Origin of the sequence: Hydrophilobacter chitinilyticus (assembly GCF_049860745.1) — a bacterium.
Classification (GTDB): Bacteria; Pseudomonadota; Gammaproteobacteria; order Burkholderiales; family Burkholderiaceae_C; genus Rhodoferax_B.
Map to the genome: position 1 here is coordinate 126689 of NZ_CP187561.1, position 19621 is coordinate 146309.

The window sequence follows — 19621 nt, forward strand, 5'->3', positions numbered from 1 at the left end:
GATGCCTTTAGAAACCTAGTGGCGACTGAAGAGCATCGAAAGCTGCGTCGAAGAAATGAGTGAAACCAGTATGGCTTCATCCTGCGCGTGGCGTTCTACTCCGGGAGGTGTACCCAAGCAGGCAGACGCTAAGCCGCGACGTATCGCGGTCCAGGCCGCCTGATTGCTCAAGCCGCCTGGTGCCAAATCAGAATGTTTGGTGCTGCTGGCTTTCATCAGCTTCCCGCCAGGGGGCTGATTTCCACGGATACCGCAGCCTCGCCTCTGCCTTCAGGGGCATATACGGATTTCACCGTGCCATACGCCACGACCGTGGAATTCGCATCATCGGCCGGGAGGAGCGCCGCCGCCGTGTCGAGCGGAACGTGGCCAATCTTCTTCCACGCCTTGATGAATCCCACGAGCGAGCGGCATTCCAACCAGACGTCAATGCGGGAGCCATCGCCTTTTGCGTCGGTTTGACGTCGCAGCTCTACGTGTGACCCTTCTCTGCAGTGCGCCCGCACAGTCGCCGCGCGTTCTGGAATGGTGGTGCCCCCGAGGATCGTGAAGATCGTCTTGGCTGCCCGCGTTGGCGATCGCTCGAGCGTTGTGAGATCGCTCATCACGTCCTCCCTTCGGGACGTCCCTGGGCAGCCTGTCCCTCGATCGAAATGGGCGGTACCGACGGCAAACTTCTTTGGATGCGGCGCAAGGTGTCACGGGTCATAAGATAAGCTTCGGTTTGCCTCTCGCTCATCCAGCGCAATCCCCGGCGGGGCTGTGTGACACCTACAGCCAGGTGCGCATTGCCAGAGGTGGAAACACCAAACCGTGTCGACATGATTAACTCCTTTCTAAGGTCTTCAAGGTGTTGCAGGTAAAGCGATGCGCACGTCATCTAGGTGCCAGATTTCTAGCTTTCAAGCCCTCCATGGAAAAAAACTCTCTGCGATTACACGGGTAGCGTGACCGTTTGAGGCATTGACGCGCACGGTGTTGCGCTTCGGGGATAGATGGTCGACACGCTATTCCGAACGAGTTCGCAAAAGAGAATCAGACGCAACCGGCATTCGCACGAATAAGCAGGGCAAGTTGCCCCAAAAGAGTGCAGATTGGCCAAAGTCTGAATGAGCCATATCTTGACCAAAGTATGTCGGTTGGGCGCGAGGCGTGAATACCCTAAGCCCACGGCCCCTCAAACCATTGGAGACTGTTCCTGAAACGAGGAGCGCGCCTACTGACAAGCTTGGTAGACGAAATCCGTGACGGCAGCAAGGAAGTTTCAGGTGTGGATCGAGCCTGAAGTAAGAGCAGCAAGCCACAATGTCTGGCGATGTCGGACGCTTGCTGCGGGTTGAAGTTTGACAAAGATGAGGTGCCACATGCCGTTGGCCAACCCCCAAGTGCTTGTTGACCATTTGGCAAGCAAGCGACAGAAATTGATCGGCTTAGTTGCGGTCGCGAATGCGGGGGTAGCGTTGCTGCTTTGCGTGCTGGTGTACTCAGTTCTATCCGCGTCAAAGCACTCCTACGAGGAACAGGCAAACGGCGTCGCCGAAGGTATTGCAGCCATGGTCCAACTCAGTATTGCGGGTGAGTTGAGTCGTGCCGATGCTGTGATGCAGGCCACAGTGGAAGAACTCGAGCGTCTCAAACCTGGTGACGCCCCCGACGCGTTGGTGAACGCGGTGTTGGTGTCTCGCTTGAAGTTGATCAGTGGCGTCGAAGCGTTTAGATTGACAGATGGTGTAGCGCGCGTTCGTTGGGGAAATAACTTGCCATCTGGTCCGCCAGTGGAGGTTTCAGATAGGGCTTTTTTTGAACAAGCCAAGGAACATCGTGACGACCAGAGCATCGTCGCCGGTCCCTTGCGTTCTCGAGTCTCGGGCAATTGGGTCGTGGCGTTCGTGCGTCCCCTCCGGATCGATGGTGCTTTCGGTGGCGTTCTCTATGTCACCGCTACAGCGGATCATTTTCGTGAAATGTTCTCTCGTTACGAACTTGATGAGGGCGATGCCATCACCCTGAGAAGTTCCGACCTGCGGTTGGTTGCACGCCACTCCCCGGGCAGCGCGGCCACAACTGAGGTCGGCAGCACTACGGTCTCGAATGAACTACGGCTGGCTGTACAGGCCGATCCACGCAGTGGCTCCTTTGTGTCTAAAGTCGCGAGCGATGGCATATTGCGTACGTCCGCCTACAGAGCGGTCGAGGGCTGGCCGTTCACGGTGTACGCGGGGATTGGCCACGCACGCTTTTTCAAGGCCTGGGAGCAACAGGTGTTGCAGGTGTCTTTGCTGGCCGCCTTGTCGTGGTGTCTCGTGGCTTTGGCAACGCTTCTGATGTACAGGGCCAGCCTCCGAGAGTCGGTCGCCATGCAAGCTTTGGCCGACCAGAGCAAACGGACCCAGACACTTCTCCGTGTGGCAGGCGACGGCATTCACATCGTCGATCGCCACGGTATGCTGGTGGAGATGAGCGACTCTTTTGCCGAAATGCTCTGCTCCACACGCGAGGAGTTGATAGGTAAACATATCTCGACATGGGACGCCAACCAAAACGTAGAGCGCATCGGGACTTGGCTGGCTTCGCTGAAGAACAAAGATCACCAACGCGTGGAAGTTCAACATCGCCGACAAGACGGAACTATCATCGATGTTGAGCTTCAATTGAGGGTTGCAGAAATCGGCGGCGAGCTCCTGATCTTCGGAGCCGGTCGTGATGTGACAGAGGTTAAACGCCTGGCCAGGGAACAAACGGCCATGCTAGAGAGTGCTTTGGTGGGCATGGCCAAGGTGGAAAACCGTCGCTTCACATGGGTGAATCCGAGCTTTGAACTGCTCTTTGGCTACTCGCCGGGAGAACTGCACGGCCAATTGGTCCGAGTGGTGCATGTGGACGACGCGGCCTACGAATTCATCGGGCGCAATGCGTACGAGCAACTCAAGACGGGGGCTCAACGTCGAGCGCAGCTGCGCATGGTCAAGAAGAATGGCGACTCCGTCTGGGTGGATTTCGGTGCGGTGCAGTTAAACGACGCCCAAATCCTCTTGATGGCCGTCGATGTCACTGCTGCCAAACAGGCCCATGATCTTCTTGCACACACCGCCTTTCACGATCCCCTTACCCAGTTGCCCAATCGGTTGCTGCTCTCGGATCGTTTGCGGCAGGGGCTTTCCATTGCTGAGCGTGAATCTAAAAGGGTGGCGGTCTGCTACCTCGACCTTGACGGGTTCAAAGCCATCAACGATGCCCACGGCCATGACGCAGGTGACGACTTACTGAAAGAGGTTGCGCAGCGTTTGCTGGCTAACTTGCGCCCGTCGGACACAGCTGCGCGGATGGGAGGCGACGAATTTGTGTTGATCCTCTCGACAGTGGTCGCCGATGAATGGCGCTCGGTGCTGGAACGAATCGCCGTCGCGCTTGAAGAGCCTATTCGGCTGAAAAGCGGTGCCGTTGTGCGCGTCAGCGGAACATTCGGTGTGGTTCTGTCATCCCCGCAAGAATCAGATGTTGATATCCTCAACCGCGCCGACCAAGTCATGCTCGACGGTAAGAAAAAAGGAAAAGGCCGCATTTTTTTGGGTTGAAATCCGTTCGAGGAGCACTGAAAAAACTTATGCCCATCTCCTTGTTCCAGAAAACGGCACTAGGAGAGATCGAATTTCTGTCTAGGCCCTATGTTGTCGCCTTTTCTACGCAAGTGCGTCGTTCGCGGCGGTAGCTTGACCGGCGGCTATCGCTGCAAAGCCGACGCCTACCGGCGGATCCGGTGCCCCTTCGACTGCTTAGGCTACGCGCTCTACATACTGGACAGAGTGCAGACCTGTTGCGTCATTCAGCAACCGTCTTCTAGTGGCCTCTAAAGACTGGCTGCTGCTTGTCCGAAAAGGCACGCGCCGCCTCGCGGAAATCCTCGCTGCGGTCGGCGCGTTGCACCATCGCGTCGAGTGTTTCGCGCTCCTGTTCTACACGGCCCGCCAGCACAGCGTTGAGCTGCGCTTTGGATCCCGCGATGGACAGTGGCGCGGCCTGTCCCATGTTTGCGCCAAAGGCGAACGCGGCTTGTACCGCGTCGCCCTGTTCGAACGCGTCGAGATAGCCCACACGATGCGATTCGGCGGCATCATAAAGCGCTCCTTCGTACAGCCAGCGCCGTGCGTTGGATGCACCGATCAGCCAAGCCAGGCGCTGCAGTTGAATGGTTGGGTAGACCAGCCCCAGCTTGGCCACGGGGACGCCGACACGTGCCGTAGCGTCACCCACACGGAAGTCGCAGCACATGGCTAGGCTGCAGCCGCCGCCAACACACACGCCCGATATTGCAGCGATCACCGGTTTGGGGGCGGCCTGCACTGTGGCATAACACTCCTGAATGCGCACCCGCCAACGGTCTTTTTGCGCCTCATCGGAGACTGCAGAGAATGCTTTGACGTCGTCGCCCGCACAAAAATGCCCGTCGGCGCCGGTGAGCACAATGAGCTTGACCGACGGATCGGCACCCAGGCACTCGAACGCGGCTTTGAGGTCAGTCCAGGCGGCGAAGTCGCAGGCGTTGCGCCGATGGGGCCGTGCGATGGTGACCAGGGCGCGGCCGTCGCCTTGGTGGTCAACCCGGATGCTGGAAGATGTATGCATATCGTCAGTCTGCCTTGATGGCGCTCTCTTTGATGACCTTGCCCCACTTGGCAAGTTCCTGGCCCAGGCGTTGAGTGGCCTCCTCGGGGGTGGAGCTCGCACGCTCGATGCCCAGCGCCTGGAAGCGTGCCTGTACGTCGGGCATTTGCAGGATCTTGGTGACCTCCTGGTTCAGTCTCTGCACCACCGGGCGGGGCGTGGCTGTGGGGGCCAGCAGAGCGTAGGCTGACGCCACCTCGAAGCCTGGATAACCCGCCTCCCGTGCCGTGGGCACGTCGCGTAGCGCGCCGATGCGTTCAGGCGTGGTCACCGCCAAGGGGCGCAGCTTCCCGCTCTTGAAATTGGCCACGGCCGTCGTCACCGTGGCGAACATCAGGTTGAGTTGCCCGGCCATCAAATCGATGATGGCAGGCGCCGCGCCGCGGTAGGGAATATGCACCATACTGATGCCCGCCTGCTGCTTGAACATCTCACCGGCCACGTGCTCGATGGAGCCGTTGCCCGAGGAACCGTAGTCCAGGCTGCCAGGCTTGGCCTTGGCCGCCTTCACGAGCTCGGCCACCGACTGCGCGTGCACATTCTCGTTCACCACCAGCACCAGGGGCAGCGACCCCACAAGCGAGATGCCCGCGAAATCCTTGTCGAGCTGGTAGCCGGCCGTGGCGGGGTAGAGCACCGAGTTCATGGCATAAGTGGTCACGGGGGCCATCAGCAGGGTGTAGCCATCTGGCTGCGCCCTGGCCACGAACTGCGCACCAATGTTGCCCGAGGCACCGGCCTTGTTGTCTACCACCACGGGCTTGCCCAAAGCGTCGCCCAGTTTCTGCGCCACCATGCGTGCCACTGCGTCCACAGCACCACCTGCGGCGTAGCCCACCACCATCGTGACTTGGCGTGCTGGATAGTCTTGCGCCACTGCTGCGGTGCTGGCCAGAACCGCAGCGCAGGTTGCGAAAACTTGTTTGAGGTATCGATTCATCATGTTCGTACTGTTCAGAAGCGGGGTTGCTCAGCATCCCAAGCGCCGCATAGGCTGCGAGGGAGCTCGTTCTTGCGGATGCGTTGCGTCGGAGTTTTAGGAAACTCGTCGATGAAAGCGACGAAGCGCGGTACCTGGAATGCTGGCATGCGTGGTTTGCACCAATCCACGAGCGCTTGCGGTGCCAGCTCTGCGCCATCAGTCAGGCGGGCGAATAGTTTCAGCTCTTCATCGCCAAGTTCGCTGGGCACACCGACCACAGCGCACTCGGCGACGGCGGGGTGTTCGCCGATCACGCGCTCGACCTCCCAGGCCGAGATGTTGATGCCGCGCCGACGCACCGTGTCCTTTTGGCGCCCGGCGAAGTAGTAGTAGCCGGCCTCATCGCGGCGCGCCAGGTCGCCGCTGCAGAACCAGTCGCCGCTCCACGCCGCCCGTGTGGCATCTTCGTTGCGAAAGTAGCCCAGGAACTGCAGTCCCGGAACGCGAGAGCGTACGCAGATCTCGCCAGGCTGGCCTACGGGCACTTCGTTGCCGTGCGCATCGGTGAGTTTGAGTTCGAAGTACGACAGTGGTTGCCCAATCGAGAATTTGGGACCTTGGGGGTTCACCGTCACGAACGTGATCATTTCCGACAGGCCGTAGCCCTCGCGCATCTCTACGCCGAAACGCGCAGAGAACACGTCCCATACCTCCGGGGGGCAGCCGCCGCCCCAGGCAATCCGCACGTCGTGGTCACGGTCGTTGTCGCGGGGTGGCTGCTTCAGCAGCATCGGCAGCACACCACCGAGGTAATGGATGTGCGTCACACCATAGCGGCGGCACTGGTCCCAAAACTGCGAAGCGCTGAACTTCTCTACCATGGCAAGCGTCAGCTTCTGCAAGATGGCGGCGATGCAAACAGCCACACCTGCGCCATGGTGCAGTGACTCCCACAGCAGGAACACATCACCCGGCTGTGCCCCGGTGAGGCGCAACGTACCCATGGGACCGGCACGCAAGGTGCGGTCGGACTTGTTCACGCCCTTGGGTGCTCCCGTGGTGCCCGAACTTGGGGTGAGCGCGATGATGTCGTCTGGCCCCGGCTCCAATGCTGGAGGGGCGCTATTGGGGTGAGCCTGCAGGGCGGCGAAGTCGTCCGCTACACCGCCGCGCCACAGGGTCATCTCCAAGGCGTTGGCGGGCAGCGCCTCTGCCAACACGTCGTTGTGAGCGATATCAGCAATCAACGCGCGTGGTGAGAAGGCTTCGAATGGGTAGGCCAACGACGCGCCCTTGAAGCTGGTATTGATCGGCACCCGCACCAGGCCGATCTTGGCCAGCGCAAGAATCGCCACCAGATGGTCCGGGTGGCTTGGCAGCATCAGCGCTACGCGGTCGCCGGGCTGGAGGCCACGCGCAAGCAATGCGTTGGCCACGCGGTTGACTTGCGCATCAATCTCACCAAAGGTGAAATTTCGGTCTTGAAATTTGAGCAGCACGTGGTTCGGGTCTTCGAGCGCACGGCGGTCCATGATGCGGCGCAGTGTTTCGTCACCGACAGAGGGCATCGCGATCATGGCTTGGCCCCTTCCTGCGCGTGGCCGCGTGCGGCCATGAAGCTTTCCATGTTGCGAGCGGGCTCGCCGGAGGCGTAAGAGGCTCGGTGCGCGCGGATGGCTGCCGCGATGGTTTGGCGGAAACCGGCTTCTGTCATGTCGGCGAACCAGGCCCGGTCCAGCTTCATCGCCAAGGGTGCCTTTGCAGCGAGATGCTCCGCGATCTCCAGCGCCTTGGCCAGCACTTGTTCGCGCGGCACCAGATGGTGCAGCAGACCGATCTCGTGGCATTCCTGGGCCTGCATCATGCGGCCGGTCAACGTGAGCTCGACCGTGCGCGACATCCCAAGGATTTCTTTCATGATCCAGGGGCCGGTGATGCTGGCGATGCCGGAGTTGATCTCGGGTTGTCCCATGGTGACTTGATCGTGGCCCACGCGGATGTCGCACAACAGCGATACCTGAAACGCGGAGCCTGCAGCCACGCCATTGAGCGCGGCCACGATAGGTTTGCTTAAGCGTCGCAAGGTACCGTAGAACGTCTCCCACTCGCGGATCCAGGCCTCGGCAGCATCCGCGTCGAAGTCATGGGCCTCGGCGAAATCCTGCCCGGCGGAGAACGCGCGTTCGCCCGCGCCGGTCATCACAACCGCACCGATCGCGGTGTCTTGGTCGAAGTCGCGCAATGCGGCGACGATGAGGTCGCGCATGGGCTTGTCCCAAGCATTGAGCTTGGAGGGCTTGTTGAGCGTGATCAGGCCAACAGGCCCGCGGCGCTCAATGAGGATGGTGGAAGAGGAAGTCATGGGCTTGGTCGTCTAAATCGAACGTAAGTGGTTGATGTCCGAAAGAATAAAAGTCGACTGTCATGTCGTCAAATCAGACTATTGGCCTACTTCATATCTCAATAGATATACTGGATCCCATCAACTGACGGACGAAACGTATGCGCTGGAAACTGATTGAGACCTTTCGGGCAGTGATGCTGACGCGATCAATGACGGTGGCAGGGCAGGAACTGCACACCTCGCAGCCCAACATCAGTCGGGCCATCGGGCAACTGGAAGCCGAGGTCGGCTTTCGCCTCTTTGTGCGGCTTGGCGGGCGCCTGACGCCTACGCCCGAGGCAGAGGCGTTCTTCCAGTCGGTGCAACGCTGGTTTCTTGGCATGGAAGCGCTGACCGACTCGGCCAAGCAGATTCGCGAAATCGGCACAGGCACGCTGCGCATTGGAGCTGTGGCCTCGTTGGCCATGAGTGTCATGCCTGAGGCCATGCGCGCCTTTCGCAGCCAGTACCCTGAAGCATCGGTTTCGATTCACACAGCCGACTCATCGACGGTGGCGAAGTGGACCGCCAACCGCTACGTCGATATGGGTTTGGTCACCAACCTGGATGACACCCCGGGGCTGAACGCCACGTTGTGGGCCCAGGAAGAGGGCGTGTGCATCGTGCCCAAAGGTCATCGGCTGGCGAAGAAACGCTCGATTCAAAGCTCGGACCTGGACCATGAGCCGTTCATCTCGCTGACCCAGGGTGACGGCACGCGTGCGGTGGTCGATGCTGCTTTTAACCCTGACAAGAGACGACTGACGTTAGATGCCCCCTACCAGGCCGTCATCTGCCGCATGGTGGGCTTAGGCTTGGGCGTGAGCGTGGTTAATCCGCTCGTCGTGCGCCACCTGGAACTCACCGGCATAAAGGCTTTGCCATTCGAACCTGAAGTAAGGTTTGCACGCTACATCCTGATGGCACAACAGCAGGCAGAGTCCGCACTGACGACTGCATTTGTGGAATGTCTTGATGGGATGTGATGCGTCGAGCGGCTTTGGCCTATCGCTTTAGACGGGTTGGTGCCGTTGGCGAACCGCTCGCGTATTTTCTGACGCCTACCGCCTGGGTTACGGATGTGCGGTGGGCCATTGCCGCTGCAAGCGCTCCGCTCAGCGCGATCACGGCCATGCCGGTGGCGACATGCGGCGCGGGCACTTGGTCGAACATCAGCCAACCCAGCAGCCCTGCCCAGATCAACTGGGTATAAGAAAACGGCGCAATGGCCGAAGGGGTGGCCTGGTGGTAGGCCAGCACCACCATCCACTGGGCCACGCACCAACTGGCGGCCATGGCCAACAGCCACGGCCAGTGCAACACCATCACACCGAAATCGGCACTTGCCAAACCGGGCGACAGCACCAAGACACCCAATGCCGACGAATACAACATCGTGGTGCCGGTGGAGTCTGAGCCGCCCAACAGGCGCGTACAAATGACTGCACCAGCCCAAGCGGCAGATGACAACAGTGGATAGACCATGGCGGGGTTGACCCCTGCCGCCCCTGGCTGAGCCACGACCAGTACCCCCACAAAACCCAGCAGAACGGGCAGGCTGCGCCACAGGCGCATGCGTTCGCGTAGCAGCAACGCAGAGAGGATGGTCACATACAGTGGCGAGGCGAACACCAACGCTGTGGCTTCTGCAATCGGCAGTGTTTTTAAGCCTTGCAAAAACAAGACGGCCGAACCCACCAGCCCGGTGGCGCGTGCCACTTGCAGCCACGGGCGTTGCGAACGCCACAGGCCGCGCTGGCGGGCGAGCAGCGGCAACACCGTGAGCAGCAACATGCCGTAGCGCAGGCACGCCAGTTCTAAGGCTGGTAAACCGACGCCGGCTTTTTGCACCAATACATCTGACAACGAGAACCCCGCCATGGCAGCCACCAAAAGCAGGCAGCCTGCGAGGTGTGATGGCTGACGCATGGGCTGGAGGTGCTGCGGCTAAGGGCGGCGCACGCGAAGGGTGCGGGCAGCGTCGGGTGAATCAGGTGACTCGGCATTGGCGGCGTGTAAGTCGACTTTGACGCGCCAGGTCTGTGACGCAATCGGCGTGCCTTTGGCGGTAGTGCGAGAGTGCAAGTGCAGAGTCCAATCTTGCGGCGTCTGCACCTGGCTGACCTCCCCCGTGCCAACGGTCTGGTCGGCAAAAGTGATGACTACCGGATCGCCGACGCGCAAGGGCAATTGCGCCACAGGGGCAGCGGAACGCAGGTGGGCACCGGCGTAGAGGTGGCTGTTGGTGGCCTCAAACACCCACGGCGGCGCATGGCGAGAAGGCATCGGCACCGCGCGTCTCAACGTTCGTCCAGCACTTCTGCCACGATGCGCATGGTGGTGGCGATGTGTTCGCGCGTCAGCCGTTCAGCGCGGTCACCGTCACGTTTCTCCAACGCCTCCAGAATCGCTTGGTGCTCTGTCGCTGAATGGGCCAACTGGTCCTTGGCAAAAATGACCGGAAGGCGCAAGCTCCAGTATTGGAACTGGGTATGTTCGTGCTGTTCCACAAAATACGGGTTGCCCGATAGCTCGACCACTCGGCGGTGGAAGATCTGGTTCAGCCGGTTGACTTCGCTGCGCGAGGTGGCTTCGGCGCGGTCCATGGCTTCCAAAATTTTGCGCAGCTCTTGAATCGCTTGGGCCGGGGCACGCTCGCAAGCCAAGCGTGTGGCAAAACCCTCGATGGCCATGCGACTCTCAAAGATACTGCGAAAGGCCAGCGGTGCGCTGTTGCCCACCACCCAGCCGCGATTGCGACTGACCAACCCTTCTCCTTGCAGGCGGAGCAGCGCCTCGCGCACAGGCGTGCGCCCTGCGGTCAGCAGCTCACAAATGTCGTCTTCGACGAGACGGTAACCGGGCTTGATTTCGTGCGACAGGATCTTGTCGCGCAACTGCTGGTGCACGTCGTGGGCGATCAGGGCCGTACCGTTTTTTGTGCGCGTCATGAAGTTTCCATTGAGGCGTGGCTATCTTGATTGGGAGCTCTGATGGACAACAGGATTAGGCGGTGCGGCGGACTTCAAGAACCACTCCTGCACCTTCTGCGGTGTCGAAGTAGGTGAAGCCGGAGTGGTCGGCGCGGCGGCCGCGTGCGGTGATCGCAACGCCTGCTGCCTGGGCCATGGCCTCGGCTTGGTCGCAATCGGAAACCTCAAAGCCGAGATGGTAGACCCCCTCTCCATGTGTGTCCAAAAAGCGTCTTTGCGGCGAGTCTAGCAAGGAAGGCTGGCACAGCTGGATTTGTATATTCTCCAGATCGAGGCATTTGTAGCGTATGGCGTCGGAGGCCGCGCGGTTGGGGACTTCAAACGTCACGTAAGCCTGGCCCTTGGGATAGTCGAACCACGGGCCCATGCCCAGGGTTTCGTAATAGGCCACGGCTTTTTCTAGATCGTGCACGACGATGCAGACGTGGTGCAGTTGTTGAAACGGGTGGCGCATGGCGGCGGTGCGTTGAACAGTGTTGGTCATAAGGCTCAATAGATGCTTTTTGATGCTGTGTATTCAAAGGGGTCAAAACCTTCAATGGCTATGGCGCGATAAAAACTGGCGCCCGCGCTCGCTGGCCGGTGCTTCAAAGAACCGGCGCGCGGGTGTCACGTCTTCGACGATTTCGCCGTTCACCATGAACAGCACGCGGTCGGCAAAATCGCGCGCCAAGGCCATCTCGTGGGTGGCCATCATCATCGTGATGCCGTCTTCGGCGAGTTGGCGAATCACGGCAATCACCTCTTGGGCGAGTTCGGGGTCGAGGGCGCTGGTGGGCTCGTCCAGCAGCATTACCGAGGGTTGCATGGCGAGCGCACGGGCAATGGCCACGCGCTGTTGCTGGCCGCCGGAGAGTTGGTGCGGGTAGGCCTGCGCTTTTTCTTTCAGCCCCACGCGGCGCAGCAGCGCCAGGGCCTGGTCGCGCGCTTGTGCACGCGGCGTGCCCAACACATGCAGCGGCCCCGACATCACGTTGTCGAGCACGCACATGTGGCGAAACAGGTTGAAGCTTTGGAACACCATGCCCGTGCGGCGGCGTTGCTGGCTGATTTCGTGGTCGCTCAACTCGTGCAAGGCTGCGCCGCGTTCGCGGTAACCGACCAGGCTGCCGTCGACGACTATTTTTCCACCGTCGATGGTTTCCAGATGGTTCACACACCGCAGCAGCGTGGACTTGCCGGCACCAGATGGGCCGAGAACGGCCACCACCTGGCCGCGCGGAATGTTGGCGCTGACGTTGCGCAGCACACATTGCGGGCCGCGGTGTTTGGTCACCTGCATCAGTTCAATGGCATTTGGATTGAGGTTGGACATACAGACTCAGCGGTGCGGGAAGAATTTTTCGAGCGCGGTTTGCAGCGCGGTGGCAAAGGCTGTCATCACCAGATACCAGAAGCCGGCCACGGCCAGCAACTCCACGACGCGGAAGTTGGCGGCGTAGATGTCTGTGGAGATGCGCAGCAACTCCAGGTAGCCAATGGCCGATGCCAACGACGTTGACTTCAGCAGAAGGATGTATTGGTTGCCCGCCGCCGGCACGATGATGCGTGCCGCCTGCGGAATCACCACGCGGCGCATCACCACGCTGTGGCGCATGCCAATGGCGCGCGCGGCGTCGCGCTGGCCGTTGTCCACCGCCAGAAATCCGCCACGGATGATCTCCGCCATGTACGCGCCTTCCGCCAGGCTAAGCCCCACCAGCGCCGCGATGTGCGGCGTGATCACCGATGTCATGGGCGCATCCAGCAGCACCCCGCTGGTGAACGGGATGGCAATATGCAATTGCGGAAACATGATGGGGAATGCGTTGAACCAGAAGATCAACTGGATCAGCATCGGCGTGCCGCGAAACAGGTAGACGTAGGTGGACGAAAAGGCCGTGAGAATGGGATTGCCGCTCACGCGCATCAAGGCCACCACCAGCCCTACCGCCGCCGCGAGAAACAAGGCGGTGGTGCCGAGCATCAGCGAATTCAAGGCCCCCTCCAGCACCATGGGGCTGAACAGGTATTTCAGAAAAACGGCGGGGTCGAGCACCTTGGCGGTGAAGGCGGCGTGACCAACCGTGGCCAGTGCAGCCAACACCAGCACCGCGAAGAGCCAGGGCCCCCATTGGCGCCGGTGCACAACGCGACGGTTGGCCGAAATGTCTGTGGCAGTATGAGATACAGCGGAGGAATTTGACACGGTAGAAACAGCAGAATGCACGCGATGGCTCCGATGGGAATGATCCTGTTGCTGCGCCTGCGGTCATCACAGGCGCAGCAACAAGGACCCGACTACTTGCGTTTCGATGCAGGCAGGTTCATGGTGATCTCGGGCAAGGCGGCGCCCCCCACGTCCCACTTGTCGAGCAGCTTTTTATAGGTGCCGTCGTCCACCATGGATTGCGTGGCTTTCTGTACTGCGGTGCGCAGGCCTACGCGGTTTTTGGCAAAGCCCCAGGAGGTGATGTACTGCGTCAGCATGTAATTGCCGCCAACGATGCGGTAGCGGCCCGGAAACTGCTGCCCCATGAAAACCAGCGCAGGAAAGTCGCCCAAATAACCATCCACGCGTTTCAGATCCAACTGCATGCGCGCATCGGGGGCGGAAGGCAATTGCTCAGCACGGATGGCGGGTTTGCCGGCTTTGACGCAGCGTTCAGAGGCCGCTTCCACCTGCGCCATGATGACGCGGCTACCGAGCAGCGTGGCCACGCCTTTGCCGCAGAAGTCGTCAATGGTTTCGAGTTTTTCGCTGCCTGCCGCGAGCGACAGAATGCTGGCACCGGAGAACATGTAGTTGACGAAGTCGACCTTTTGCTCACGCTCTTCGGTATCGCTGATGCCCCCGGAGGCGAGGTCAAAGCGGTCGGCTTCCAGGCCCGGAATCAATGCCGAGTATTCGGCTTGCACATATTCCAATTTGAGGTTGAGCCGACGCGCCACTTCGACCAGCAGGTCTTTGCTGGCACCCGTGACTTCCGTCTTTCCGGGCTCGCGAAATTCGATGGGTGGAAAGGTTTGTTGGGAACCCACCCGCAACACGCCGCGCGCCCTGACTTCGGCCGGGATCGCCGCCAGCACGTCTGCAGAAACGGTCTTGGCGGGTTGGGCAAACACGAACAGCGGTAAGGCGGCTGCGAGCAGCAGCGTGTGGCAGCGGAGCGTGTGCTTCAAGGAACTCATGGTGACATCCTTTTCGGAGAGGTAAGGGTGCGCGGGGTTGGGGCGGGGTGAATCAAGAAACCGGCTTAGCGGCTCTCGGCCGATTTACCCGGAATGGCAGAAGGGTTCGGCCGGTCGGCACGCGGGCACTCGGCGGCGGCGTCGAATGTAGCCTGCACCGAGGCGATGTAGTCGGCAGGGAATTGCCATGCATGCAAACCTGTGGGGATGTGCTCCCAGTAGAAGTTTGGTGGGCGCATGGCCATGCCGGGGTCGATGAGGCGGTAGGTCCAGCAGTCGTAGACCTTGCCGTCGTCACCACGCACCGTGAGAAAGAAGCGTTCGAAGTCGTCGTAGTCCTCATTGAACTGGTCGGCCTCGTGTTCAAACACCACGCCCAACGCGTTCACGCCCACGGCGTCAGACACGCCGTTCAGATGGCACCAGCCGCGGTCTTTACGATCGGCTGCGGCATGAAACTGAAGGCGGTGGTTGGCAGCGTAGCCTTTGGTGATGGCCCGGACGTTGGGCCAGAAGCGGCGAATCTCTGGGTCGTTGAGCCAGGTGCAGTAAGCAAAGTAATAGAGCATGGAAGACTTTCAAAAATGAAAAGAAAACAGCGAACGCCACGGGCGTCACGTGCTGAGTGGTGATCTGGTGATTTGGTCTCGCCGCCGCTCACGTGCTGGCGCTGAGACCGAAGGTGCTTAGCGTTCGATAACTGATCCCTTTGTATATATGTTCGTATATGGTGATTGCAAAACATATGCCAGCCCTGAATCGGAAGGTTGGATTCAACCCTCGGCTCCAAGGCTGGCTAGGTGCTTTTCGCTCGTGTATCAGAGAGGATACGAAAGAATATACGAAACTTTTTGCGGGCTATATCCGTGTTTTCCAGGGGAGCAAACACGCGCATGTGTCACCGAGGCTGGCTCAATATGGTGCTTTACTGCACCAAAACAGGAATTTGTATCAGAGGCTGTGACTTTCCTTGGCTTTGCGCGGTGGTTTCAATGTGATCTTGGGCTCCACGAAGCCGGCTATTTTTGAAGGAATGGCAACCCTCAAGAGCAAGTTCTCGCCCGCTTCGGTCAGGGCCATTTTGCGGGTGGTGCGGTGGAACAGCGGCACGCCCAGGCGTTGCTCCAACTTCTGGAGCGCCAGGCTGATGGAGCCAGGCGTGCGTCCGAGGTCGAGTGCAGCTTCGAAGTCGCCGGCCAAGAAATTGGCGTCGCCGATGGCCGCCAAAACCCACGTACCGGCAGACCATTGCGTTTTGGGCTCCGGCAGCAAATCAAACGCCTGCCAATACAGCGCCAGCGCGGCTGCCCAATGTTTACTGTTCGCCTGCTGGTCCCCTTCTGAGCACAACCGCTTTACCTCTTCGTGCATTTCGTCAGAGAGCTCTGCGCTTGGGTGCACTAGTGCGGCTGGCTTGGCCGCCGGCTTCTTGTCTTTCTTAAACCAGCCGAAAACCATCCGCTCCTCCTTGTGTCGTGGCATGCGGGCGACCTTTTATTCAGTATCGGCTCGCCCCGACGAACGTCTCCTAATGGCCGATTCTGTTGAAAAACTCCTTTTGGAGGTACTCACAGAAAAAATCCGGGCTTTAGCGGCGTTGAGATTTTCGGGAAGCGATGCACCGTGTGCGACATCCAAAAATGCCTGTATGGCCCGCCTAGCCTGAGGACGGCGGCTTCAACCTCATCGACACCGGTTGCAACGACGCTTCGGGGATTTTGTGCGATGCTCGAAATTTGAGTTTTTCAACAGAATCGGCCGATAGTACCTGTTCGCGCCGTATCTGTGACCGGCTCCAATCGCTGCACAGCTGCCGTAATGGCCAGTGGTCATTGCCAGCAACTGATCAGGGCTGCGAGGCCGCACTCGGTAAGAAATCGATGCCAGTTCGCTGCACCAACTCTTCATAGCTGATCGGGTGGCCCACGCGTTCACCTGACCGGTTTTCTTGCCAGTGAGCCCAAGATCTGCCAGAGGTTGCGTCGTAGACCAGCTTGAATAGGTAGGTTGGCACGGCAACACCGTTCGCACCAATGCGGGGACTGTCTTTCGTGAATACAGGGCCGGTAATCACGTAGATATCGCCCTTCGCGCGTAAAGCATAGCGTCGCGTGTCCTGTTCAATCTTGGCCCAAGGGCCACTGTTGTTTACGGCGTTTTGCGGCACCATGTTGGCCAGCGAAAAACTCTGCTCCATCGCGGTCGGTGATGGCATGTCACCTGCTGGTGCCATGTGCCCCCTAGAGTAGCCGGATCCTTTGTAGTCTTCGAGTTCCGCGCGTTCGCTCCTTGGCAAACGAGCGTCTGCAAAGAACTTGTCGTGTCGTTTCTCTCCCGCGTCTTCAACACTCTGTCGGTTCAATTTTTGCGCCACATACACCGGTGTTCGGGTCTCGCCGCTGTGCAAGATGGCAAATGCTTCATAACAAAGTTCGCGCTGCTTCGGCTTGGCCGCCATGACGGGCGGTTGGCCATTGGCGAAGAACTGCGGGCATCTGGCAAAACTCGATGGTAGAGCCGTGACTTGAGTCCAGAGATCGGCAATCGGCGTTGGTGTGCGAGCCGAGGCACTGCACCCAGACAATGCCCAAGCGAGGATGGACACCACACATAGCGCCCTAGATTTCAATGAAAAGGTCTTCAACAAGATGGCTCGAATTTAAATAAGGCGGACATCAAAATATGCCCCTTCGGGCTCGTCCAAAAGGTCATAGGCGGCCTGGCGCGCAGCCAACGCCGCATTGCTCCACAAACGGGCTGTAGCTTGCTCGTGAGCGGTCAATTCAAATGGTGGTGAATCTTCAAGGCTGTAAATCGTACGGAGCGCGGCCGCCACACCTTCCGGCCCACCGCACAGTCGCTCCAGTACGTGGGCGTAGCGTGTTTCCGCAGCGATGCGCTCGCGAGGCAATACGTCTGGACAATCACGCAACGCGACGGTGTAAAAGCTGGTCACCATTTCCATGATGAGCTCCGTTTACTGTATATTTGAACAGTATAAAGGAAAACTTATCCAGATGGAAACAACCGCCCTTCGATGAGTTTGGCAGGGCTCTTATGCTTCCCGAGATGCCAATTCACCTAGCAATAAGCTACGAATGCTCGCAGTAATTGAGCAATATGTTGCAAATTAAGCAATATGTTAGGAAGAACCAAAACCCGGATGGGGCAAGGCTAGCCCAGCGTGGATGCCGGGAGTTTCCTTAAAACAAGCAGGTTTACGTCAATCTTCCGCGGGCGTCGGCCGCACCACTTTGGAGCAATCTGAACGTTGTATTAAAGGAGTGCGGTCAACTCTGTTGGGCATTTACAGAAGAGAGGTTGGCGCATGAGTTGCCCGCTGAAGACGCGGAGAAAAGTGAAAGCTCGTCGAGCCGCCTGTGATCGCTGATAAATTGGAGTTACAAATTGCCGTGTGAGCCTGTCAGACTTGAATGAGCAGTACCATTTTTTTGTGCATTTGCTTGATATCCAGTCACCACAGTTGCAGCGCAAGTTTGGTGGTGAGACGGCCTAACTCTGGTGATGCCCACCTGGGGAAATTTCCTTGGCGCATCATGGGGTGCTTTTTCTTGATGAGCTTCCGGAGTTTGCAAGAACAGCTCTCGAGGCTCTGCGCGAGCCATTGGAGACCGGCCACATCTCGATCTCCAGAGCCGCACGGCGCGCCACGTTCCCCGCCGCTTTTCAACTGATTGCGGCCATGAATCCATGTCCCTGTGGTTACCGTGGCGCCACCCATCGCACTTGCCGTTGTACGCCGGACCAAGTGGCGCGTTACCAAGGGCGGCTCAGCGGGCCATTGCTCGACCGCATCGACCTGCACGTAGAAGTGCCGGCCATGCCAGCCGAAGAACTGCTGCATGCGCCACCGGGTGAGACGACGGCCGAAATTCAATCGCGTTGTGTGGCGGCGCGTGAACGCGCACTGGCGCGTCAAGGGCAACCCAACCAGGCATTGCAAGGCCAAAAAATTGATGCGTATGTACTGCTGGAGCCGTCAGCCGCCAAGTTCGTTCAAACGGCGGCGAGCAAGCTTGGATGGTCGGCACGTGGTATTCATCGCACGCTGAAAGTGGCCCGCACCATTGCCGACCTGGCGGGTGCCACGCATACCGAAGTCAGCCATGTGGCCGAGGCGGTGCAGTATCGAAGGGTGTTGGTTGGGGCCGTAAGTGGATAAGCGGCTCGCCAGGGGCCAGCTCGCCACTCGGTTTACAAGTAGACGAAGTCTGAATCGGTATCGCGCTGACCGCTTTGCAGGCTTGCTTGCGCAGCCGCAAAAACCTCTGCCGCGCTGTACGCGGCTTCAACTTGTGCCGAGATTTCATGCCACACGGGCTTGACCAGGCTGCGCAGGCCGGCATAGACATCGGCTACACGCATGACGGACGGCACACGAATACCACGGTGGTCGATCGGCGCGCCAATGGAGGTGATCTGCACGCCCAGCTTGGCAAAGTGCTTGGACAAGCGGGGCTCGGTCAACACAAACAAATAGTCGATACCGTGGCGTTGCGCCATGATCACCGAGGCGATGTACAGGCTTAGTGGAATGTTCGGTACGCGCTCGATCGGAGCGCCGCCAAAGTCGTGGTCTTGCAGCATCAAGGCCGAACCGGTTTCGCCTTTGCGGCGGCGAAAGTCGGCCATGACAGCCAAACGTGAAACCTCTGCGATGCGGCCGCGTGGCAGCTTGGCGGGGTCGAGGTACGCCCGGTTCAGCGAGTGGCGGCAGGCCAACTCGAAGGGCAGTGGCGCGTGTGGATCCTGCGGGTTGGTCATGATCAACCGCGCGCAACCCACCGGTTTGCTGGCGACACCAGCAGTGCGCACGATGCACTGCAGAGAATGGGCGTCGTAATGATCCGTTTCTTGGCCGTCGGCACGGACCGGCTCAAAACCGAATTCCCGGGCGTAAACTTCGTGGCGGATACGAAAAACTTCGTGGCGCAATGCGTCGCTCAGGGCCGGACCAACCGTGAAATACCGGCTGAATCGATCCCCCGCTGTAATCTTTTTTGCGACTTCTAACATGCCACGACAGTTCCAAAATGGTGTGGAGCTACGGCAAACTCCCTCTATTTGTTGCCATAGTTGAGCCAATGCTATCGGCAAATTTCACAGGTTCTGTGACGAAATTGTCAGTAAACGTGACAAATTCACGTGCGTGTATGTAGGAAATTTGCTAGGGAGCGGGTAGGTCCGCAGCATATGTTGTGCCATTTAAGACGCTCGTGGGCATGGCATTCATGCTGAATTTAGGAAGTGAATGCTATCTAAAAGATAGCTTTTTTCGCCGATTTTATATAGCTTGAAGTCCTGTTTGGCTACGAATTTTGGGCGCATTTCTGGAATGTCCGCTCCATGCGCTGGGCCATATGCTTTGGCTGCGCTTCATTTTCTTCACCGTTGGTTGTTCTATCCGTTACATGGCAGCACACGTTCCACCTATTGACACATTTAAATCGCATGCTTACGACCGATCTT

At 59.1% G+C, this 19621-nt stretch carries 19 protein-coding genes and 1 pseudogene; 3 read left to right on the plus strand and 17 right to left on the minus strand.

The annotated features are described in order from the left end of the window. Window positions 1-215: 215 nt before the first annotated feature. Window positions 216-605: a hypothetical protein gene (locus tag ACPWMG_RS00590; RefSeq protein ID WP_483302728.1), complete on the minus strand. Its 390-nt coding sequence runs from the start codon at window positions 603-605 to the stop codon at window positions 216-218. A 759-nt stretch (window positions 606-1364) separates the two neighbouring features. Between ACPWMG_RS00590 and ACPWMG_RS00595 the strand changes: the two genes are divergently transcribed. Then, the gene (locus ACPWMG_RS00595; protein WP_483302729.1) at window positions 1365-3575 is read left to right on the plus strand and encodes a bifunctional diguanylate cyclase/phosphodiesterase; all 2211 of its coding nucleotides are present in this window, start codon (window positions 1365-1367) and stop codon (window positions 3573-3575) included. 262 nt (window positions 3576-3837) lie between these two features. On the opposite strand, the gene ACPWMG_RS00600 is transcribed toward ACPWMG_RS00595, so the two are convergent. The 4 genes from ACPWMG_RS00600 to ACPWMG_RS00615 are packed head-to-tail and all read right to left on the minus strand — an operon-like array spanning window position 3838 to window position 7946. After that, complete coding sequence (locus ACPWMG_RS00600) at window positions 3838-4623, minus strand: enoyl-CoA hydratase/isomerase family protein (protein WP_483302730.1); 786 nt, start codon at window positions 4621-4623, stop codon at window positions 3838-3840. 4 nt (window positions 4624-4627) lie between these two features. Further along, the gene (locus ACPWMG_RS00605; protein WP_483302731.1) at window positions 4628-5605 is read right to left on the minus strand and encodes a Bug family tripartite tricarboxylate transporter substrate binding protein; all 978 of its coding nucleotides are present in this window, start codon (window positions 5603-5605) and stop codon (window positions 4628-4630) included. A gap of 11 nt (window positions 5606-5616) precedes the next feature. Next, the gene (locus tag ACPWMG_RS00610; protein ID WP_483302732.1) at window positions 5617-7161 is read right to left on the minus strand and encodes an AMP-binding protein; all 1545 of its coding nucleotides are present in this window, start codon (window positions 7159-7161) and stop codon (window positions 5617-5619) included. Beyond that, on the minus strand, window positions 7158-7946 hold the full coding sequence (locus ACPWMG_RS00615) for an enoyl-CoA hydratase/isomerase family protein (protein ID WP_483302733.1): 789 nt from the start codon (window positions 7944-7946) through the stop codon (window positions 7158-7160). The genes ACPWMG_RS00610 and ACPWMG_RS00615 overlap by 4 nt, the downstream gene beginning before the upstream one ends. A gap of 140 nt (window positions 7947-8086) precedes the next feature. Between ACPWMG_RS00615 and ACPWMG_RS00620 the strand changes: the two genes are divergently transcribed. Continuing rightward, window positions 8087-8953, plus strand: a complete 867-nt coding sequence (locus ACPWMG_RS00620; protein ID WP_483302734.1) for a LysR family transcriptional regulator — start codon at window positions 8087-8089, stop codon at window positions 8951-8953. Window positions 8954-8972: 19 nt separating this feature from the next. Here ACPWMG_RS00620 and ACPWMG_RS00625 read toward each other — a convergent pair whose 3' ends face one another. The 11 genes from ACPWMG_RS00625 to ACPWMG_RS00675 form a co-directional block, all read right to left on the minus strand. Further along, the gene (locus tag ACPWMG_RS00625) at window positions 8973-9896 is read right to left on the minus strand and encodes a DMT family transporter (RefSeq protein WP_483302735.1); all 924 of its coding nucleotides are present in this window, start codon (window positions 9894-9896) and stop codon (window positions 8973-8975) included. Window positions 9897-9914: 18 nt separating this feature from the next. Further along, a complete protein-coding gene (locus ACPWMG_RS00630) occupies window positions 9915-10259 on the minus strand; it encodes a hypothetical protein (protein WP_483302736.1) in 345 nt (114 codons plus the stop codon). 8 nt (window positions 10260-10267) lie between these two features. Continuing rightward, on the minus strand, window positions 10268-10918 hold the full coding sequence (locus ACPWMG_RS00635; RefSeq protein WP_483302737.1) for a GntR family transcriptional regulator: 651 nt from the start codon (window positions 10916-10918) through the stop codon (window positions 10268-10270). A 55-nt stretch (window positions 10919-10973) separates the two neighbouring features. Further along, window positions 10974-11444, minus strand: a complete 471-nt coding sequence (locus ACPWMG_RS00640; protein WP_483302738.1) for a VOC family protein — start codon at window positions 11442-11444, stop codon at window positions 10974-10976. A gap of 51 nt (window positions 11445-11495) precedes the next feature. Further along, the gene (locus ACPWMG_RS00645) at window positions 11496-12275 is read right to left on the minus strand and encodes an amino acid ABC transporter ATP-binding protein (RefSeq protein ID WP_483302739.1); all 780 of its coding nucleotides are present in this window, start codon (window positions 12273-12275) and stop codon (window positions 11496-11498) included. 6 nt (window positions 12276-12281) lie between these two features. Then, window positions 12282-13169: an amino acid ABC transporter permease gene (locus ACPWMG_RS00650; protein WP_483302740.1), complete on the minus strand. Its 888-nt coding sequence runs from the start codon at window positions 13167-13169 to the stop codon at window positions 12282-12284. A gap of 71 nt (window positions 13170-13240) precedes the next feature. Next, window positions 13241-14131 carry an ABC transporter substrate-binding protein gene (locus ACPWMG_RS00655; protein ID WP_483302741.1) on the minus strand — a complete coding sequence of 297 codons (891 nt, stop codon included), beginning with the start codon at window positions 14129-14131 and terminating at the stop codon, window positions 13241-13243. Window positions 14132-14196: 65 nt separating this feature from the next. Beyond that, window positions 14197-14700 carry a gamma-glutamylcyclotransferase gene (locus ACPWMG_RS00660; RefSeq protein ID WP_483302742.1) on the minus strand — a complete coding sequence of 168 codons (504 nt, stop codon included), beginning with the start codon at window positions 14698-14700 and terminating at the stop codon, window positions 14197-14199. 382 nt (window positions 14701-15082) lie between these two features. After that, on the minus strand, window positions 15083-15613 hold the full coding sequence (locus ACPWMG_RS00665) for a helix-turn-helix domain-containing protein (protein ID WP_483302743.1): 531 nt from the start codon (window positions 15611-15613) through the stop codon (window positions 15083-15085). A 364-nt stretch (window positions 15614-15977) separates the two neighbouring features. Beyond that, a complete protein-coding gene (locus ACPWMG_RS00670) occupies window positions 15978-16676 on the minus strand; it encodes a DNA/RNA non-specific endonuclease (protein ID WP_483305156.1) in 699 nt (232 codons plus the stop codon). A 114-nt stretch (window positions 16677-16790) separates the two neighbouring features. Then, on the minus strand, window positions 16791-17096 hold the full coding sequence (locus ACPWMG_RS00675) for a hypothetical protein (RefSeq protein ID WP_483302744.1): 306 nt from the start codon (window positions 17094-17096) through the stop codon (window positions 16791-16793). A 567-nt stretch (window positions 17097-17663) separates the two neighbouring features. On the opposite strand from ACPWMG_RS00675, the pseudogene ACPWMG_RS00680 reads away from it, so the two are divergent. Then, window positions 17664-18314: pseudogene (locus ACPWMG_RS00680) on the plus strand (ATP-binding protein); the annotation flags it as partial. A gap of 32 nt (window positions 18315-18346) precedes the next feature. Here ACPWMG_RS00680 and ACPWMG_RS00685 read toward each other — a convergent pair. Beyond that, on the minus strand, window positions 18347-19168 hold the full coding sequence (locus ACPWMG_RS00685; protein ID WP_483302745.1) for a PEP-CTERM/exosortase system-associated acyltransferase: 822 nt from the start codon (window positions 19166-19168) through the stop codon (window positions 18347-18349). Window positions 19169-19621: the final 453 nt, after the last annotated feature.

Bases quoted from the DNA above. Each gene is read 5' to 3' on its own strand.
- ACPWMG_RS00590 (WP_483302728.1), bottom strand. From the start codon at position 605: ATGAGCGATCTCACAACGCTCGAGCGATCGCCAACGCGGGCAGCCAAG.
- ACPWMG_RS00595 (WP_483302729.1), top strand. From the start codon at position 1,365: ATGCCGTTGGCCAACCCCCAAGTGCTTGTTGACCATTTGGCAAGCAAG.
- ACPWMG_RS00600 (WP_483302730.1), bottom strand. From the start codon at position 4,623: ATGCATACATCTTCCAGCATCCGGGTTGACCACCAAGGCGACGGCCGC.
- ACPWMG_RS00605 (WP_483302731.1), bottom strand. From the start codon at position 5,605: ATGATGAATCGATACCTCAAACAAGTTTTCGCAACCTGCGCTGCGGTT.
- ACPWMG_RS00610 (WP_483302732.1), bottom strand. From the start codon at position 7,161: ATGATCGCGATGCCCTCTGTCGGTGACGAAACACTGCGCCGCATCATG.
- ACPWMG_RS00615 (WP_483302733.1), bottom strand. From the start codon at position 7,946: ATGACTTCCTCTTCCACCATCCTCATTGAGCGCCGCGGGCCTGTTGGC.
- ACPWMG_RS00620 (WP_483302734.1), top strand. From the start codon at position 8,087: ATGCGCTGGAAACTGATTGAGACCTTTCGGGCAGTGATGCTGACGCGA.
- ACPWMG_RS00625 (WP_483302735.1), bottom strand. From the start codon at position 9,896: ATGCGTCAGCCATCACACCTCGCAGGCTGCCTGCTTTTGGTGGCTGCC.
- ACPWMG_RS00635 (WP_483302737.1), bottom strand. From the start codon at position 10,918: ATGACGCGCACAAAAAACGGTACGGCCCTGATCGCCCACGACGTGCAC.
- ACPWMG_RS00640 (WP_483302738.1), bottom strand. From the start codon at position 11,444: ATGACCAACACTGTTCAACGCACCGCCGCCATGCGCCACCCGTTTCAA.
- ACPWMG_RS00645 (WP_483302739.1), bottom strand. From the start codon at position 12,275: ATGTCCAACCTCAATCCAAATGCCATTGAACTGATGCAGGTGACCAAA.
- ACPWMG_RS00655 (WP_483302741.1), bottom strand. From the start codon at position 14,131: ATGAGTTCCTTGAAGCACACGCTCCGCTGCCACACGCTGCTGCTCGCA.
- ACPWMG_RS00660 (WP_483302742.1), bottom strand. From the start codon at position 14,700: ATGCTCTATTACTTTGCTTACTGCACCTGGCTCAACGACCCAGAGATT.
- ACPWMG_RS00665 (WP_483302743.1), bottom strand. From the start codon at position 15,613: ATGCCACGACACAAGGAGGAGCGGATGGTTTTCGGCTGGTTTAAGAAA.
- ACPWMG_RS00675 (WP_483302744.1), bottom strand. From the start codon at position 17,096: ATGGAAATGGTGACCAGCTTTTACACCGTCGCGTTGCGTGATTGTCCA.
- ACPWMG_RS00685 (WP_483302745.1), bottom strand. From the start codon at position 19,168: ATGTTAGAAGTCGCAAAAAAGATTACAGCGGGGGATCGATTCAGCCGG.